Source organism: Acidiphilium rubrum, assembly GCF_900156265.1.
GTDB classification, from domain to species: Bacteria; Pseudomonadota; Alphaproteobacteria; order Acetobacterales; family Acetobacteraceae; genus Acidiphilium; species Acidiphilium rubrum.
This window is the reverse complement of record NZ_FTNE01000016.1, coordinates 47,040-63,386: the sequence shown is the minus strand read 5'-3', so window position 1 is coordinate 63,386 and position 16,347 is coordinate 47,040. Positions and strand designations below refer to the sequence as shown.

General features: G+C 62.4%; 16 protein-coding genes. 3 read left to right on the top strand and 13 right to left on the bottom strand.

Going from position 1 to position 16,347, the window contains the following annotated elements:
• Positions 1-2: 2 nt before the first annotated feature.
• The 9 genes from BW994_RS12560 to BW994_RS12520 form a co-directional block, all read right to left on the bottom strand.
• Positions 3-1,133, bottom strand: coding sequence for a hypothetical protein (locus BW994_RS12560; protein WP_029313311.1), 1,131 nt, complete (start codon positions 1,131-1,133; stop codon positions 3-5).
• A gap of 15 nt (positions 1,134-1,148) precedes the next feature.
• Complete coding sequence (locus tag BW994_RS12555) at positions 1,149-1,739, bottom strand: hypothetical protein (protein WP_051657569.1); 591 nt, start codon at positions 1,737-1,739, stop codon at positions 1,149-1,151.
• Positions 1,740-1,939: 200 nt separating this feature from the next.
• Positions 1,940-2,743, bottom strand: a complete 804-nt coding sequence (locus BW994_RS12550) for an inositol monophosphatase family protein (protein WP_029313313.1) — start codon at positions 2,741-2,743, stop codon at positions 1,940-1,942.
• 240 nt (positions 2,744-2,983) lie between these two features.
• A complete protein-coding gene (gene efp / locus BW994_RS12545) occupies positions 2,984-3,550 on the bottom strand; it encodes an elongation factor P (protein ID WP_029313314.1) in 567 nt (188 codons plus the stop codon).
• Between the two features lie 86 nt (positions 3,551-3,636).
• Positions 3,637-3,816 (bottom strand): hypothetical protein, encoded by a 180-nt coding sequence (locus tag BW994_RS12540; protein WP_029313315.1) that lies wholly within the window; start codon positions 3,814-3,816, stop codon positions 3,637-3,639.
• Positions 3,806-4,021: a hypothetical protein gene (locus tag BW994_RS12535; protein ID WP_029313316.1), complete on the bottom strand. Its 216-nt coding sequence runs from the start codon at positions 4,019-4,021 to the stop codon at positions 3,806-3,808. The genes BW994_RS12540 and BW994_RS12535 overlap by 11 nt, the downstream gene beginning before the upstream one ends.
• An 85-nt stretch (positions 4,022-4,106) precedes the next feature.
• Positions 4,107-4,643, bottom strand: a complete 537-nt coding sequence (locus BW994_RS12530) for a DUF6362 family protein (RefSeq protein ID WP_245594201.1) — start codon at positions 4,641-4,643, stop codon at positions 4,107-4,109.
• The gene (locus BW994_RS12525) at positions 4,640-4,957 is read right to left on the bottom strand and encodes a hypothetical protein (protein ID WP_029313318.1); all 318 of its coding nucleotides are present in this window, start codon (positions 4,955-4,957) and stop codon (positions 4,640-4,642) included. The genes BW994_RS12530 and BW994_RS12525 overlap by 4 nt, the downstream gene beginning before the upstream one ends.
• 67 nt (positions 4,958-5,024) lie before the next feature.
• The gene (locus BW994_RS12520; RefSeq protein ID WP_035230091.1) at positions 5,025-5,357 is read right to left on the bottom strand and encodes a hypothetical protein; all 333 of its coding nucleotides are present in this window, start codon (positions 5,355-5,357) and stop codon (positions 5,025-5,027) included.
• 59 nt (positions 5,358-5,416) lie between these two features.
• Here BW994_RS12520 and metH point away from each other — a divergent pair, with 59 nt between their 5' ends.
• Positions 5,417-8,902 (top strand): methionine synthase, encoded by a 3,486-nt coding sequence (gene metH, locus BW994_RS12515; protein ID WP_029313320.1) that lies wholly within the window; start codon positions 5,417-5,419, stop codon positions 8,900-8,902.
• 256 nt (positions 8,903-9,158) lie between these two features.
• The gene (locus tag BW994_RS12510) at positions 9,159-9,686 is read left to right on the top strand and encodes an REP-associated tyrosine transposase (RefSeq protein WP_029313321.1); all 528 of its coding nucleotides are present in this window, start codon (positions 9,159-9,161) and stop codon (positions 9,684-9,686) included.
• Positions 9,687-10,005: 319 nt separating this feature from the next.
• On the opposite strand, the gene BW994_RS12505 is transcribed toward BW994_RS12510, so the two are convergent.
• From BW994_RS12505 to rpsB, 3 genes are all read right to left on the bottom strand, one after another.
• On the bottom strand, positions 10,006-10,896 hold the full coding sequence (locus tag BW994_RS12505; protein WP_029313322.1) for a restriction endonuclease: 891 nt from the start codon (positions 10,894-10,896) through the stop codon (positions 10,006-10,008).
• A gap of 240 nt (positions 10,897-11,136) precedes the next feature.
• Positions 11,137-12,042: a translation elongation factor Ts gene (gene tsf / locus BW994_RS12500; RefSeq protein WP_029313323.1), complete on the bottom strand. Its 906-nt coding sequence runs from the start codon at positions 12,040-12,042 to the stop codon at positions 11,137-11,139.
• Positions 12,043-12,071: 29 nt separating this feature from the next.
• Positions 12,072-12,845, bottom strand: coding sequence for a 30S ribosomal protein S2 (gene rpsB, locus BW994_RS12495; RefSeq protein WP_035230102.1), 774 nt, complete (start codon positions 12,843-12,845; stop codon positions 12,072-12,074).
• A gap of 366 nt (positions 12,846-13,211) precedes the next feature.
• On the opposite strand from rpsB, the gene BW994_RS12490 reads away from it, so the two are divergent.
• Positions 13,212-13,877, top strand: coding sequence for a hypothetical protein (locus BW994_RS12490; RefSeq protein ID WP_139334104.1), 666 nt, complete (start codon positions 13,212-13,214; stop codon positions 13,875-13,877).
• Between the two features lie 109 nt (positions 13,878-13,986).
• On the opposite strand, the gene katG is transcribed toward BW994_RS12490, so the two are convergent.
• Positions 13,987-16,179 (bottom strand): catalase/peroxidase HPI, encoded by a 2,193-nt coding sequence (gene katG / locus BW994_RS12485; RefSeq protein ID WP_029313508.1) that lies wholly within the window; start codon positions 16,177-16,179, stop codon positions 13,987-13,989.
• Positions 16,180-16,347: the final 168 nt, after the last annotated feature.

Below are 16,347 nucleotides of genomic sequence, written 5' to 3'. Positions count from 1 at the left end.
GCTCAGCCCCTCACATCATCGAGCCGCGCCGCCACCGTCCGCGTCAGAATCTTCAGGTCATGCCGCAAATCCGCCATTCCCTGCATCCGCCCCTGTTCTGATTCCGTAATCATCCGCGCCAGCAGCAATTCGATATTCCGCAAATGCGCGCGCGATATTTCATCATTGCCCTGATCCGCCTGCTCCGCCATCCGCGCCAGCGCCGCCTGACCCTCGCCGATCTTCAGCATGATGCGGTGCGAATTATGGATCGCCTCAGTCAGCGTGTTCATCCGCTCGGTCAGCGTCTGCGTCGCCTGCGCGGTCTGCGCCCGGCTCTCCTCGTTGCGCAGCAGCACACGCTGCAAGGCTTCGATGTTCTCCGCACTCTGCTCCAGCAGCGCCTGCACATACGCCGGCATCGAGGCCTCGCCCTCGATCGCCAGCGCACCCGATGAAACCCGGGTCAGCCCCGCCAGCCATTCTTCCAACTCATTGAAAAACCGGTTCATCGCCTGCCCTGCGGTCAGATCGAGAAACCCCAGGATCAACGCCCCCGACAGGCCGAACATCGAGGATGAAAACGCCGTCCCCATGCCCGCCAGCGGCCCGGCCAACCCGGATTTCAACTGGTCGAACATCGCATTCACATCGCCGCCCGAAACATTCATCCCGCCGATCACCCCGGCCACCGCATGCACGGTCTTCAACAAGCCCCAGAACGTGCCGAGCAGGCCGAGAAAAATCATCACCCCGGTCACGTAGCGCGAGGTCTCGCGGCTCTCGTCCAACCGGCTGGCAATGCCATCCAGCATCGTCCGCATGCTCGCAATCGACAGGCTCATCCGCTTGTTGTCGTCGCCGCGCGCGCCGAACATCCGCGCCATCGGCAACAACAGGCGCGGCTTCGGCCCCTGCTCGATCGAGGCGCGCGAACGCTGAAACCGCTCGACCCAATCCACCTCCGGGCTCAGCCGCAGCACCTGGCGCAGATTCCACCCGATCCCGAAAATCTCGACCAGCACGATCACCGAATTGACCACCGGGTTCGCCATATAAAACTTCGCCAGCGTCGGCGCGATGATCGCCGCCAGCCCATACACCAGGACCAGAAACACCAGCATACGAATAAGGTAGCGGTTCGGTCGCGTCATGATGGCAAAAAATCCCTAAGGTATTTCCGTCAGCGTAACATGATCGGGCACGATGCCGGGCGGATTCCCCAGCGCCTGAACAATGATGTGATCGGACGAAACGCCCGCCCGCCGCAACACCGCCCGCACCGCGAGCCCCCGGTTGAGCGCCATCCGCCGCGCCACCGAAGGATCGCTCGCAATCCCCGGCGCCGTCGCCTGCACCACATAATGCGCCCGCGCATTCACCTTGGCGCCGATGAAACTCGATAATCGCCGCGCAGCTCCGCCCGGCAACGCCACATCCACACTCGGAAACACCAGCGTCACCGCCCGCGGCCTCGCCGGTTTGGGTGGCGGCGGCACGGCCGCGACAACCGGCACCGAAACCGGCGGCGGTGGCGGTGGCGGCGGCAAGGGCAGGGGGCGCATCACCGCGCGCCGCCGGACAACGGGCCGCCGCACGATCGGCCGATACGGCCGGCGCACCACCGGCCGCTGCGGCGCCACCGGCTTGCCGGATAACTGCTGCAACGCCTGCTGGTTCACCACAACCTGCGCCGATGCCGTACATGCACCGTACAGTGCGGCCAGACCCAGCAGGATCGTTGCGAAAACCTGTCTCATCGGGCGTGAGTCTAGCGTAGAACGCGGCTTGCGCTCAATGGCCGGTAAAGAAAGGCTAAGGCGAGGGGAGGTCTTCTTTTTTGTGAACAAAAAAGAAGCAAAAAAAACTTTGTTAATTTGGGCCCGTGCCGGTTTCAGCGCCCGTGCCCCAACGTCAGAAAGTTTTTTGCTCCTTTTTTTCAAAAAAGAAGCCTTCCTTCCTACCCCCTAGGCCCCTCGAGCGCCTCAGCCACCAACTCCCGCAACCGCGGCTGAATATGCGGATTACCGGCGACCACATCGCCCGAAACATGCTCATGCCCGGCCGGATCGGTCGCATACCCGCCCGCTTCGCGCACCAACAACACCCCCGCCATCACATCCCAGGCATGGGTGCCCAATTCCCAATACGCATCATATCGCCCGGCCGCCGTCCACGCGAGATCGAGCGATGCCGCGCCAACCCGCCGCACCCCGGCCGTCTCCGGCATCAACGCCCCCAGCACCCGCGCAAACGCCAGCCGGTTCTTCGGCGCCGTCTTCGCAAACGGAATCCCGGTCGCGAACAAACAAGCCGACCAGTCCCGCCGCGCCGAAACCCGCAGCCGCTTGTCGTTCAAATAAGCCCCGCCACCCTTTTCCGCCCAATAAATCTCGTCCAGCGCCGGCGCAAACACCAGCCCCGCCACAACCTCGGACCCGCCATCCGCCAGCCGCTTCTCCAGCGCAATCGAAATCGCCCAGTTCGGAATCGCATGCAGAAAATTGGTCGTCCCATCCAGCGGATCGATCACCCACCGCCACGCCCAATTGTCCGACCCGCGTGCACCACCCTCCTCACCCAGAAACGCATACCCCGGCCGCGCCCGCTCCAACTCCTCGATCAGCGTCTGCTCCGATCGCACATCCGCCTGACTGACAAAATCCGAAGGCCCCTTCACGGAAACCTGCAAATGCTCGACCTCGTTGAAATCCCGGATCAACCGCTTCGCCGCCTTCTGCGCCGCAGCAACCATGATCGTCATATGCGCAGAACGACGGGGAACCATGTGAGACACTCCAAAAGGGTTAAGAAGGCCAAGGGGCTCCGCCCCCTGGACCCCCGCCAGGAACTTAGTTCCTGGACCTCATTAGTTTCAGATGAGAGGGGGCTGACTTACTGTTTCAAAGAGTACGGACTTGATGCCCCCTCTCATCTGAAACGAGCGGGGTCTGGGGCCTAAGGCCCCAGCGGGGGTCCAGGGGGCGGAGCCCCTTGGTCTTCCTTACCCCTTGGCGCGTTCCACATAGCTCGCGTCTTCCGTGCGCACGACCACGCGTTCGCCGGCTTCGACGAAGGGTGGCACCATGGTTTTCACGCCGTTGGCGAGTTTGGCGGGTTTGTAGGACGATGATGCGGTCTGGCCTTTGACCACCGGGTCCGCCTCGACGATTTCGAGTGTGACTGTGGCGGGTAGGTGGATGCCGACCGGATCGCCCTCGACCAGATCGACCACGACGGGCATGTTATCCTGTAGAAACGGCAGCATGTCGCCGAGCAGATCGGTGGGCACCAGGAACTGCTCGAAGGTTTCCCCGTCCATCAGCACGAGGTTGTCACCGTCCGTGTAGGAATAGGTGTAATCGCGGTTATCGGTCATCAACCGCTCGACGGTATCGGCGGTGCGCCAGCGTTCGTTGGTCTTGTTGCCGGTCTTGAGGTTGCGCATTTCCACCTGGATGAAAGCGCCGCCTTTGCCTGGCGTGATGATCTGCTGCTTGAGCACGGTCCAGCGGTTGCCGTCATGTTCAATGACCTGGCCAGCGCGGATAAGGTTCGCCTGCTGCTTCATGAAAAATACACTCGATCTGCGATAAGGATGCGGCGGCTTAGCCCGATGCGCCGGTTTGGGCAAGGCGGGGCGGCATCGCGGCGATTTCAGTCGGGTTCGGCCGGCTCGATTCGCGCCCGCACGAACCAGCCGATCGCGCCGACCGAGGGCACGCCGACCAGCGCGAGCGCAACCGGCGTGTTATGATGCAACAGCGCGACAGCCGCTGCCGGATCGGATATTATGTCGTCGTCGGGGTCTGCGCCGCTATCCGGCTCAGCGCTCACGATGCTTCATCGCGGCCGCCAGATCGTCGCCGACGGCCCGCCAATCCGCCGCGATCCCGCCGCGCTGCTTGGCGGCGGGCAGCCTGGTCGGGCCGGCAAAGAAAATCGCCGCCGACCCAAGCCCGGCCAGCACCCGATCGATCCGTGACCGCCGCGCCCGCGGTGGTTTGGCCGAACGCACGCCCATCGTGGTCGATAAACCCATCACATCCCTCAACCGGTCATCCAACGGACCAAACGCAGCGGTATCAAGCGTAGCGGTACCACGCGCAGCACCGCACTCCATACCCTCACTTTCTAACCATTTCCCCAAGCCCCGTCAAAATAATCCCCAGCCCATCCTTATGCCAGCGCTGCACCGATTTATGATCCGCCCCCAGCACGCTCCCCAGCCGGCGCCAGGGAAACAGATACCGCCCGGTCAGCGGGTGCGTCAGCGCCCGCGCGCCCACGATCCGCCGCAGCACGAACCGGTCTTCCGGAATGATCGCGAGCCACCCCAGCGCCTCGTCCATCCGGTCGATCGCCGCACCGGAGGGATGCGGCTGGCGCACCTGCGCCGGCTGCCAGCCATACGCATCGAGCGCGCTGTGCACCACCTCGTAGCGCATCATCCGCAGATGCGGCGAATAGCCTGAATTCGGCATCGCCAGCAGCGTCGATCCGGCATCCTCCAACCGCGCCACCAGCGCCGCCGCCGGATCGGCCGAACCCGTCACGGCCGGGCAGGGCCGAATGCCGCCGCGCGCCGCAACACCCGAGCCCAGCACCGCGCCCGGCGCCTGCGCCCGCACCGATGCTGCCATACCCACCACCCGCCCGCTCATCGCCGCAACTCCCGCCGCCCGGCGCTCAGCGGCACGAACAGCGTGCCCTCCAGAATCGTCCCCGACGTCAGCACATCCCACGCGACCGGATGCCCGGCGTGCAGCGGTGCGCGGTTCGGTTCATCTTCCGGCCGCCGCTCCGCCTTGCGCGGCGGCACCGGCCCGCCCTGCGCCTGAATCCGCCGCCCCCGTTCAATGATCGTGTTGCGTGACAATCCCAGCACATCGCCGATCGCCGCCCAGGTCGCCCCGGCGGCCCGCATCTGGCGGATCGTGTTATCGGCGGTTTCAGTCCAATCGCGACGTCCCGGCATGGTGAGCCTCCCTGGTTACAGGGAGAACGATACGGGAACACTATCGCGATGTCAATATAACTAACATTCAGTCAGACGATATTGCCACACCGCGAAACCGCGCCCGCGTCACCGCATCCCCCGCCAGCGCCGCAAGCACCAGCGCCACGCCATCATCCCCCGCCAGCACCACCACCCGCGCGAACCACGCCACCTCGCCGCGCGCCCGCGCCAGAAACAACCGCGCCAACGCCTCACTCGCCGGCCCGCGCGGCGCGCAGCACGCACACCCCACGCCATGCAACGGATGATCCGGCACCACGAACCGCGCCACCGCCGCGGCCGCCGGTGCCGGCGCATCCCCCTCGATCAGTACCGCATCCTCTGGCCCCACCGCCCCGCCGAACACCACTTCGATCATTGCTCCCCCGTTGCATCGAACATTGGAATCACCCGGTCCGTGCTATATCGTGAGGCATCATGAGCAAACCACACCTTCTCGACGCCCTGCGCCACCACGTGCTCCTCTGCGACGGCGGCATGGGCGCGCGCGTCCAGGCGCTCACCCTCGATGTCGAGCGCGACTATTGGGACAAGGAAAACTGCACCGAAATCCTCAACCTCTCCCGCCCGGATCTGATCCGCGAAATCCACCGCAGCTATTTCGACGCCGGCGCGGACATGGTGGAAACCAACAGCTTCGGCGGCTCGCCCATCACGCTCGAAGAGTTCCAGCTCGGCAACCGCGCCTTCGAGATCAACCGCATCGCCGCCGAACTCGCCCGCGAAGCCGCCGAAACCTTCGCCGATTCCCGCCACCGCTACGTCATCGGCAGCGTCGGACCCGGCACCAAACTCCCCAGCCTCGGCAACATCGCCTACGACCCGCTGGAAGCCGGCCTCGCCGAGCAATGCCGCGGCCTGATCACAGGCGGCGTCGATGCCATCCTGATCGAAACCTGCCAGGACACGCTGCAGATCAAAGCCGCCGTCAACGGTGCCAAAATCGCCCGCGCCGAACTCAAACGCGACATCCCCATCTTCGTCCAGGTCACCGTCGAGACCACCGGCACCCTGCTGGTCGGCCCCGACATCGCCGCCGCCAGCACCGTGATCCACGCGCTCGACATCCCCCTGATCGGCCTGAACTGCGCCACCGGCCCGCAGGAAATGGCCGAACACGTCCGCTACCTCTCCCAAAACTGGCCCGGCCTGATCTCGATCCAGCCCAACGCCGGCCTGCCCGAACTGGTCGACGGCGCCACCCACTACCCGCTCGGCGCCGCCGAACTCGCCTCCTGGATGGAGCGCTTCGTCCTCGAAGACGGCATCAACTTGGTCGGCGGCTGCTGCGGCACCTCCATCCCGCACATCGAAGCCCTAAACGCCATGCTGACCAAATTGGGCAACCCGCGCCCCACCCCGGTCGCCCGCAAATCCTACTGGGTCCCCTCGGTCGCCAGCCTCTACGGCGCCACCCCGCTGCGCCAGGAAAACTCCTATTTCTCGATCGGCGAGCGCTGCAACGCCAACGGCTCCAAAAAATGGCGCGAACTCCAGGAAAACGCCGATTGGGACGGCTGCGTTGCCATGGGCCGCGAACAGGTCGCCGAAGCCTCCAACGCGCTCGACATCTGCACCGCCTTCGTCGGCCGCGACGAACTCTACGAGATGAACGAAGTCATTACCCGTTTCACCTCCTCGGTAAACGCCCCCTTAGTCATCGACTCCACAGAAACCCCGGTGATCGAAGCCGCCCTCAAACTTCACGGCGGCAAACCGATCATCAACTCGATCAATTTCGAAGACGGCGAACACATCGCCCGCGAGCGCCTGACGCTTGCCAAAAAATTCGGTGCCGCCATCATCGCGCTGACCATCGATGAAGTCGGCATGGCCAAGGAGCCGCAGCAAAAACTCGAAATCGCCCGCCGCCTGGTCGATGTCGCCTGCAACCAATACGGCCTGCCCCAGTCCGACCTGATGATCGACCCGCTGACCCTCACCATCGCCACCGGCAATGAGGATGATCGCAAATTAGGCCAATGGACGCTCGAAGGCATCAAGCTGATCCGCGATGAATTCCCCGATATCCAGATCATTCTCGGCCTCTCCAATATCTCCTTCGGCCTCAACCCCGCCGCCCGCGCCGTGCTCAACTCGGTCTTCCTCGACCTCGCGGTCAAAGCCGGCATGACCGGCGCCATCGTCCACGTCAGTAAAATCCGCCCCCTCCATTTGATCTCCCCCGAAGAGATCGAAGTCATGGAAGACCTCATCTTTGATCGCCGCCGCGAAGACTACGACCCGCTGCAAAAAGTCCTCGCCATGTTCGCCGACCGCAAAGCCGCCCAGGCGACCAAAAAAACCCGCGCCGAAACCGTCGAAGGCCGCCTTCGCGACCGCATCATCGATGGCGACCGCAAAGGCCTGACCGACGAACTCGACGACGCCCTGCAAACCCACAAACCGCTCGACATCATCAACAACATCCTGCTCGACGGCATGAAAGTCGTCGGCGAGCTCTTCGGCGCCGGCAAAATGCAGCTCCCCTTCGTCCTGCAATCCGCCGAAACCATGAAAGCCTCGGTCGCCTATCTCGAACCGAAAATGGAACGCATCGCCGGCCAGGAAAAAGGCACCATCGTGCTCGCCACCGTCAAAGGCGACGTGCACGACATCGGCAAAAACCTGGTCGACATCATCCTGACCAACAACGGCTACCGCGTCGTCAACCTCGGCATCAAAGTCCCGCTGGCGGACATGGTCGCCGCCGCCAAGGAGCACCGTGCCCACGCCATCGGCATGTCCGGCCTGCTGGTCAAATCCACCGTCGTGATGCGCGAAAACCTCGAGGAAATGGCCCGCCAGGGTCTCGAAATCCCGGTCCTGCTCGGCGGCGCCGCGCTAACCCGCAACTACGTCGAGGATGATTGCGTCGCCGCCTACGCCGGTGGCCGCGTCGCCTACGCGCGCGACGCGTTCGATGGCCTGCACCTCATGGATAAAGTCACCGGCAACGCGTTCGATGACTACCTCGCCGCCCTGCAAGCCAAGCGCAAAGGCAAATCGCGCAACACCAAGCGCAAACTCGGCGAAGCCGACACCCGCGGCTTCGCCCCGGTCGACGTCAACGCAGCCCAAGCCCGCCGCCGCCGCCTCACCGAAAACCTCGCCGTACCCACCCCGCCGTTCTGGGGCGCCCGCGTCATCGAAACCCCGGCCAAAGCCCTCGTCCCCTTCATCAACGAGCGCTCCCTCTTCCAGTTCCAATGGGGCTTCCGCAAACAGGGCAAAACCCTCGAAGAATTCCTCGGCTGGGCCCGCCAGGAACTCCGCCCGATCATGAAGCGCATGCTCGCCCTCTGCGAAGCCGAAAACATCCTCAAGCCCCAAGCCATCTACGGCTACTGGAAAGCCGCCGGCCAAGGCAACGACCTCATCCTCTTCGAGCAGGACGGCACCACCGAGATCGCCCGCTTCACCCTGCCGCGCCAACCCCGCGAAGACGGCGACTGCATCGCCGACTTCTTCCGCGACATCGAAGACCCCGAACGCGACATCATCGCTTTGCAAGTCGTCACCATGGGCCAGAAATCCTCCGAAATCGCGCGCGACTGGTTCGAAGACAACCGCTACCAGGATTACCTATACTTGCACGGCCTGTCGGTAGAAATGGCCGAAGCCATGGCCGAACACACCCACAAACGCATCCGCGCCGAATGCGGCTTCGCATCGGAAGACGACCGCGACATGGAAAAAATGCTAAGCCAATCCTACCGCGGCTCCCGCTACAGCTTCGGCTACCCCGCCTGCCCGAAATTAGAAGACCAAACCCAACTCCTCCGCCTGCTCGACGCGGAACGCATCGGCGTGTCCCTGTCCGACGAACACCAACTCCACCCAGAACAATCCACCAGCGCCATCGTCGTCCTCAACCCCAAAGCCAAGTATTTCTCCGTCTAACCCCACCCCCCTGGTAGGGCGGAAAAGCGAAGCGCAATCCGCCCCTTTCCAACCACACGCAACCCACCTCTTCGACTTGTAGGGCGGAATAGCGAAGCGTAATCCGCCTCTTCTCTAACCACACGCAATCAACCCGGCCCTAAAAAAGAAAACAAGCGCTTCTTTTAAAAAAAAGAAGCAAAAACTTTCATCAATTTCGCTCCGTCGCCACAAAATCAATCTACCCCAATGCCCCCCGCCCTGCTAACATCCTTCCATGCCCAACTACCGCCGCAACCGCACCCCAGGCGGCACCTACTTCTTCACCATCAACCTCGCCAACCGCAATTCCGACCTCCTGACCCGCGAAATCGAAGCCCTCCGCACCGCCATCCGCACCACCCGCCACCGCGCCCCCTTCCACATCGACGCCTGGGTGATCCTCCCCGACCACATGCACTGCCTCTGGACCCTCCCCGAAGGCGACACCGATTACGCCGCCCGCTGGCGCGCCCTCAAAACCCGCTTCACCAAAGCCACCACACAAAACTTCGCTCCCAGCCCCTGGCAAAACCGCTATTGGGAACACACCATCCGCACCGAAAACGACTACCGCGCCCACATGGACTACATCCACTTCAACCCGGTCAAACACGGCCTCGCCCCCCACCCCGCCGCCTGGCCCTTCTCCACCTTCCAAAAATGCGTCGCCCAAGGCCTCTACGACCCCACATGGTCATCCCCCGACACCCCCGACCCCCACCCCGAAATGGGCGAACCGGACCACCAACCCCAGCAACCGTAGGGCGGAAAAGCGAAGCGTAATCCGCCTCCTTCCCGAACGATCAACGATCCCGTTTCACCATCAATCAAGCAAGCGCTTCTTTTTGTAAAAAGAAGCAAAAACTTTCAATAATGCAACAACCGTAGGGCGGAAAAGCGAAGCGCAATCCGCCGTCTCTCTCGCCGTTGCACACCATTCCCCGAGATTACCTTCACCACAACAATCTGAGTATGCAACTAACTTCGGCTGCATACTTCCAAGCAACGCTTCACAATAATCAAACCTAGACTAACGTCGCTAAAGTTGGCGGATGAAGCTGCGTTCTTCCGCTCTACGCTCGCTAACGACGAAATCGCTCGAAGAAAGAGGGCTCCGTGACAAGAATCTTCTGCTCGATGAGCCCAATCTCATAAGTCTCGCATATCTCCAATATCCGATCCAGATCAACAAGCTCGATTTCGACTTTTCCGGGCGCTCGCGCTTCACGCCGTCCATCCTCAGAAAACGTTGTTGTTGTAAAGAAAATTCCTTTCGCAATGTGCCCGCCAATGGCCCCCCGAAATCGCTGGATTTCCTCCGACGAAACCTTCCGTCCCGAGCCATCAAATTTTTTCGCCTGAAAGGCGATTGGTTGAGACACAAATTCGTTGATCCGCAACCGGCCCGTACCATCGATGCCGCCATCTTTGGAATACCGCGTGGTCTGAACATCTTCCACCCCGACACGCGCCAGCAACTCTGAGCAGAAATCTTCAAAGCCAGCAGGCGTCATACTCCCGATCAACGTGACGAGGGCGGCTCGATGATCGCTATAAGGCGAAGTCTGCGGCGAAGGGGCGATGACCTCATCTTCCTCGTCTTTCACAGAGGGTTGCCGATCGAAGACGACCCCCTGCGCCACTCCCTCATCGCTTCCGATCTTGGCCTTTGCCAGGGCGTTCATCTCCATGACGCGCTGCCAAATCAAATCTATGTCGGGGCCATCGAGATAGGCTTCTTTGCCTTTGTCAGTAAGCCTCCAGACACCGCGAGAGGGTGAATCCAGGTAGCCGGTTTTGACCAGATAGGAGCGTGCCCATGCGATTTGATTTTCAAAGCGCGGATAACCATTCTTGTTAGTAACTGTTCGCTCTTCCTCGGACAGATTAAGCCTGTGCGCGATCGTATCATAGATTTCGCGCGGCCGCGCTTGCCCACCTTTCTCGCGCATCGCATCCAATAATGGATTCATGAACCGAAGGAATGCGCCCTCGTACCGAGGTGGTGTTTTAACGCCGGGGAAATGTGGTGAGGGCATCACTGAACTGTGCCGATCGAATGTCCGTTTGACAAGTAAGTACGACCATGCCTCCAACCCCCATCACCCCACCCCACCCCCAACCAAAAAAAAACCGGCGGCGTGAAAACCCCACGCCGCCGGCCCAACCCTCAAAAACGCCGAAGCCTCCCCCTTACGGAAAAACCCCCAACCTCAAACCCCCGCCGCCGCCGCAACCTCGGCCGCGAAATCGGTGGTCTCCTTCTCAATCCCCTCACCAAGCGTGAACCGCACAAACCGCGTCACCTCGGCCCCGGCATTGTGCACAATCTTCTGCACCTTGCTCTCGCCGTCATGCACCCACACCTGCTCGAGCAACACCACATCCGCGAAATACTTGCGAACCCGCCCCTCGACCATCTTTTCGATGATCGCATCCGGCTTGCCCTCGGCCCGCGCCTGGTCCGCGAAAATCGCCCGCTCGCGCGCAACCGCCGCCGGGTCCACATCCGCCGCGCTGATCGCATCCGGCCGCGTCGCCGCAATATGCATGCCAATCTGCCGCCCGAGTGCCGCCAACGCCGCCTCGGCGTCACCCTCCAGCGCAACCAGCACGCCAATCTTGCCCAGGCCCGGCTTCAACGCGCCATGCACATACGAAGCCGCCGCCCCGCGCGAAACCTCGATCACGGCAACCCGCCGGATCGTCATGTTCTCGCCCACCGTCGCAATCAGATGCGTCAACTCCTCGGCCACCGAATGCGAAGTCCCCGGATACGCCGCCGCCTTCAACGCCTCGACATCCTCGCCCACGCTCAGCGCAAGCGTGGCAACCGTCTCGACGAACGCCTGAAACGCATCATTGCGCGCCACGAAATCGGTCTCGGCATTCACCTCGACCATCGCCGCCTTGTTGCCCTCATGCGCCACGCCAACCAGGCCCTCGGCCGCAACCCGGCCCGATTTCTTGGCCGCCGCCGCCAGACCCTTCTTGCGCAGCCAATCCACCGCGGCTTCCATGTCGCCGCCGGCCTCAACCAGCGCCTTCTTGCAATCCATCATCCCCGCGCCCGTCTTGTCGCGCAGATCCTTCACCATCGTGCCCGTAACTTCGGCCATGGTCATCCTCCTCAATTGATCAAAAAAACTCAGGCGTGAACTGCGGCATCCTCATCGGCGCCCGCATCCGGCGGCAACTCTTCCATCGCCCCGATATCCACACCCGAACCCGCCATCTCAGCACTGATCCCCTCGAGCACCGCGCCCGCAATCAGATCGCAATACATCGTAATCGCGCGGATCGCATCGTCGTTGCCCGGAATCGGATAGGTCACGCCCTCAGGGTCCGAATTGGAATCCAGCACCGCAATCACCGGAATCCCAAGCTTGTTCGCCTCCTCGACCGCCAACTTCTCCTTGTTGGTGTCGATGATGAACAGAATATCCGGCAGCCCGCCCATCTCCTTGATGCCACCCAACGCGCGCTCCAGCTTCTCCTTCTCGCGCGACAGGTTCAGAATTTCCTTCTTGGTCAGGCCCTGCGCCTCACCACTCACGGTGTCTTCCATCTGGCGCAATTTGCGGATCGAATTGGTAATCGTCTTCCAATTCGTCAGCATCCCGCCCAACCACCGATGATTGACATAATACTGCCCACACCGCGTCGCCGCCTCGGCCACATGATCCGCCGCCGCGCGCTTGGTGCCAACAAACAACACACGCCCGCCACCGGCCGCAACATTACGCACCTCGCGCAACGCCCGCTCCAGCATCGGCACCGTCTGCTGCAAATCAATGATATGAACCTGATTGCGCACGCCAAACAAATACGGCGCCATCCGCGGATTCCACCGCCGCGTGTTGTGCCCGAAATGCACACCCGACTCGAGCAACTGACGCAACGAAACCTCTGGCATAGCCATGAGCAACATCCTTTCTATGACCGCACTTCGGCGATCGTCCGGTTAAAACCTCCACAGAGCCATGCCTCGCGGCACCGGACCCCAAACAGGGGAAGGCGCTCCATGTGCGAATTATCAGCAAAAGCTGACGCGCGCGGTATGCCGCAGAAGGGCAGGGAAGGCAAGGAAGCAGTTCTTTTTTGCAAAAAAGAACCAAAAAACTCTTATTCATCAGCAGGCTGTAGGATGGGCAGAGCCCTTGCGAAGCCCATCAATCCACCCCCGCCAGAACCCAAACCAAAAATTCTAACGCATCCCCTAACAAACCCCTTTCTCACCCCCCACCCTCTATGTTTATCTCCCCCCATGATCTCGAACGCGCCTTTCATGCCCGCCGACCCGTCCGAGCGCTTCGCGATGATCTTCCGCGCCCTGCAACGCTCCGTGGCCGACAACGGCTACCGCCTCAAAATCCACGGCCCGCTCCTCGTCCTGATCTGGAACTACCTCAGCCGCCAGATCGCCCGCTTCGCCAAAATCGCCGCCAAACCCCCGCAAACCCCCCGCATCCGCGCCAAGACCGAACGCAAAGAAGCCACCGAACCCAAACCCAAACCCGCCCTAACCCTCCCGCGCGGCTTCGCCTGGCTCATCCGCCTGCTCCCCAACGGCCCAGCCGCCCCCATCGTCGCCGGTGCCAACGCCCGCCTCGAACTCCAGCACTTCATGGAAGATCCCATCGTCCAGGCGCTGCTGGCCACCCACCCCAGCCTCGGCCGCATCCTCCGCCCGGTCCACACCATGCTCGGCCTGCGCTACCCAGCCAGCATCAAGCGCCCCAAATCGACCAAGCCCCGGCCCAAGCGCATCCGCAAACCAAAGCGCCAGCCCAGCTTCATGGACCAATACAAAATCAACCCCGACGGCAGCATCGACTTCACGCCAGAACAACTCCACGAAATCCTCGGCCCGCCGCCACCCCCCGTACCGCCCTGGCACCAGCCCTTCGTGCCGTCCTTCAACGTCAAAAAAATGTGGCGCAAGGGTCCATGAGTTCGCACGCCTAAATCGTTACGATATAGCAACAAAACAACGAAACCAAACCCCCGGAATCAGTACGGCGGCGTCACCGACGCCGCCGCACCTCAACCGATCGCTGCAATCAGACCAGGTCGAACCGATCGAGGTTCATCACCTTGTCCCACACCCGAACGAAATCGGTCACGAACAGCTCCTGCGAGTCAGAGCACGCGAACAACTCCGCGATCGCCCGCAGTTGCGAGTTCGAGCCGAACACCAGGTCAACCCGGCTGCCGGTCCATTTCACCGCGCCGGTCCGCCGGTCGCGCCCTTCGAACACGTCGTCCGACACCGCGGATTTCTGCCAGACGATATCCATATCGAGCAGATTGACGAAGAAATCCGTGGTCAACCGCTCGGGCTGATGGGTGAACACGCCCACCCCCTTCTGCCCGGAGGTCACGTTGAGCACCCGCAACCCGCCGAGCAGCACCGTCATTTCCGGCGCCGTCAGCGTCAGCAACTGCGCCCGATCGACCAGCAATTCCTCCGCCGAGCGGCGATGGCCACCGGCGAAATAATTGCGGAACCCATCAACCTTGGGCTCGAGCACCGCGAACGAATGCACATCGGTCTCGTCCTGCGACGCATCGGTCCGCCCCGGCGTGAACGGCACCTCGATCGTGTGCCCCGCCGCCTGCTCGACCGCGGCGCACCCGCCGAGCACGATCAGATCGGCCAGCGAAACCGCCTTGCCGCCGGTCTGCGCCGCATTGAACGCGGATCGGATGCCTTCCAGCGTTTCCAGCACCTGCGCCAAGACCGCCGGCTGATTGACCTCCCAATCCTTCTGCGGTGCCAGCCGGATGCGCGCCCCGTTCGCACCGCCACGCTTGTCGGTCCCCCGAAACGTCGAGGCCGAGGCGAACGCGGTCGAAACCAACTGCGAAACCGACAGGCCCGAAGTCAGAATCCGCGCCTTCAAATCCGCGATCTCGGCCGGCCCGATCAGCTCATGGGTCACCGGCGGCACCGGGTCCTGCCAGATCTGCGGTGCGGCCGGCACTTCAGGCCCGAGTCCCCGGATGTAGGGTCCCATATCGCGATGGGTCAGCTTGAACCACGCCTTGGCGAAGGCCTCGGCGAACTGATCCGGATTCTCATGGAACCGCTTGGAGATCGGCCCATACTGCGGGTCGACCTTCAGCGCGAGGTCGGTGGTCAGCATCATCGGCGCATGGCGCTTGGCCGGATCATGCGCATCCGGCACGGCATCGTGCGCCGCCGGATCGGCCGGGGTCCATTGATGCGCACCGGCCGGGCTCTTGGTCAGCACCCAGTCGTAGTTGAACAGATTGTCGAAATAATTGTTGTCCCATTGCGTCGGGTTGTGGCTCCACGCCCCTTCGAGACCGCTGGTGATGGTATGCGCGCCGTTGCCGGTGCCGTAGGTGTTCTTCCACCCCAGCCCCTGCTCCTCGATCGAAGCACCTTCCGGCTCACGCCCGACATACCGGCCCGGGTCCGCCGCGCCATGGGTCTTGCCGAAGGTGTGGCCGCCCGCGATCAACGCCACCGTCTCTTCATCATTCATCGCCATCCGCGCGAACGTCTCGCGAATGTCGCGCGCCGAGGCGAGCGGATCGGGCTTGCCGTTCGGCCCTTCGGGATTGACATAGATCAGCCCCATCTGCACGGCGCCGAGCGGGTTTTCGAGTTGACGATCGCCGGTGTAGCGCTGATCGCCGAGCCAGGTGTCTTCCGAGCCCCAGTAGATATCCTCTTCCGGCTCCCACACATCCTCACGCCCGCCGGCGAAGCCGAAGGTCTTGAACCCCATCGACTCCAGCGCGCAATTGCCGGCCAGGATCAGCAGATCGGCCCAGGACAGTTTGCGCCCGTATTTCTGCTTGATCGGCCAGAGCAGCCGGCGCGCCTTGTCGAGATTGGCATTGTCGGGCCAGCTGTTGAGCGGCGCGAACCGCTGCGTGCCCGCACCCGCGCCGCCACGCCCGTCGCCGATCCGGTAGGTGCCGGCGCTGTGCCACGCCATGCGGATGAAGAACGGCCCGTAATGGCCATAATCCGCCGGCCACCAATCCTGCGAATCGGTCATCAGCGCGAACAGATCCGCCTTCACCGCCGCCAGATCGAGGCTCTTGAATTCCTCGGCATAGTTGAAACTTTCGCCCAGCGGATCGGACAACGATCCGTTCTGATGCAGGATCTTCAAATTCAGCTGGTTGGGCCACCACGTCTGGTTCGACATCGCCGCAAGCACCGTGCGCCTGTCAGACCCGCCGCCCGCAACCGGGCATTTGCTATCGCCGTCCATTGTGTCTCCGTTGGTTTGTTGATTGATTCAGTTCCGCCACGAAGCCTCCTTAGAGCACCCCATGGCGTTATAGGTGAAGTCGATTCTCCATATCTGGTTCATCGGGCAAACCTATGCGTCACACGCGACCGATCTTGCTTGTTTCGCCAGTTCGGACAAAACCGCGCC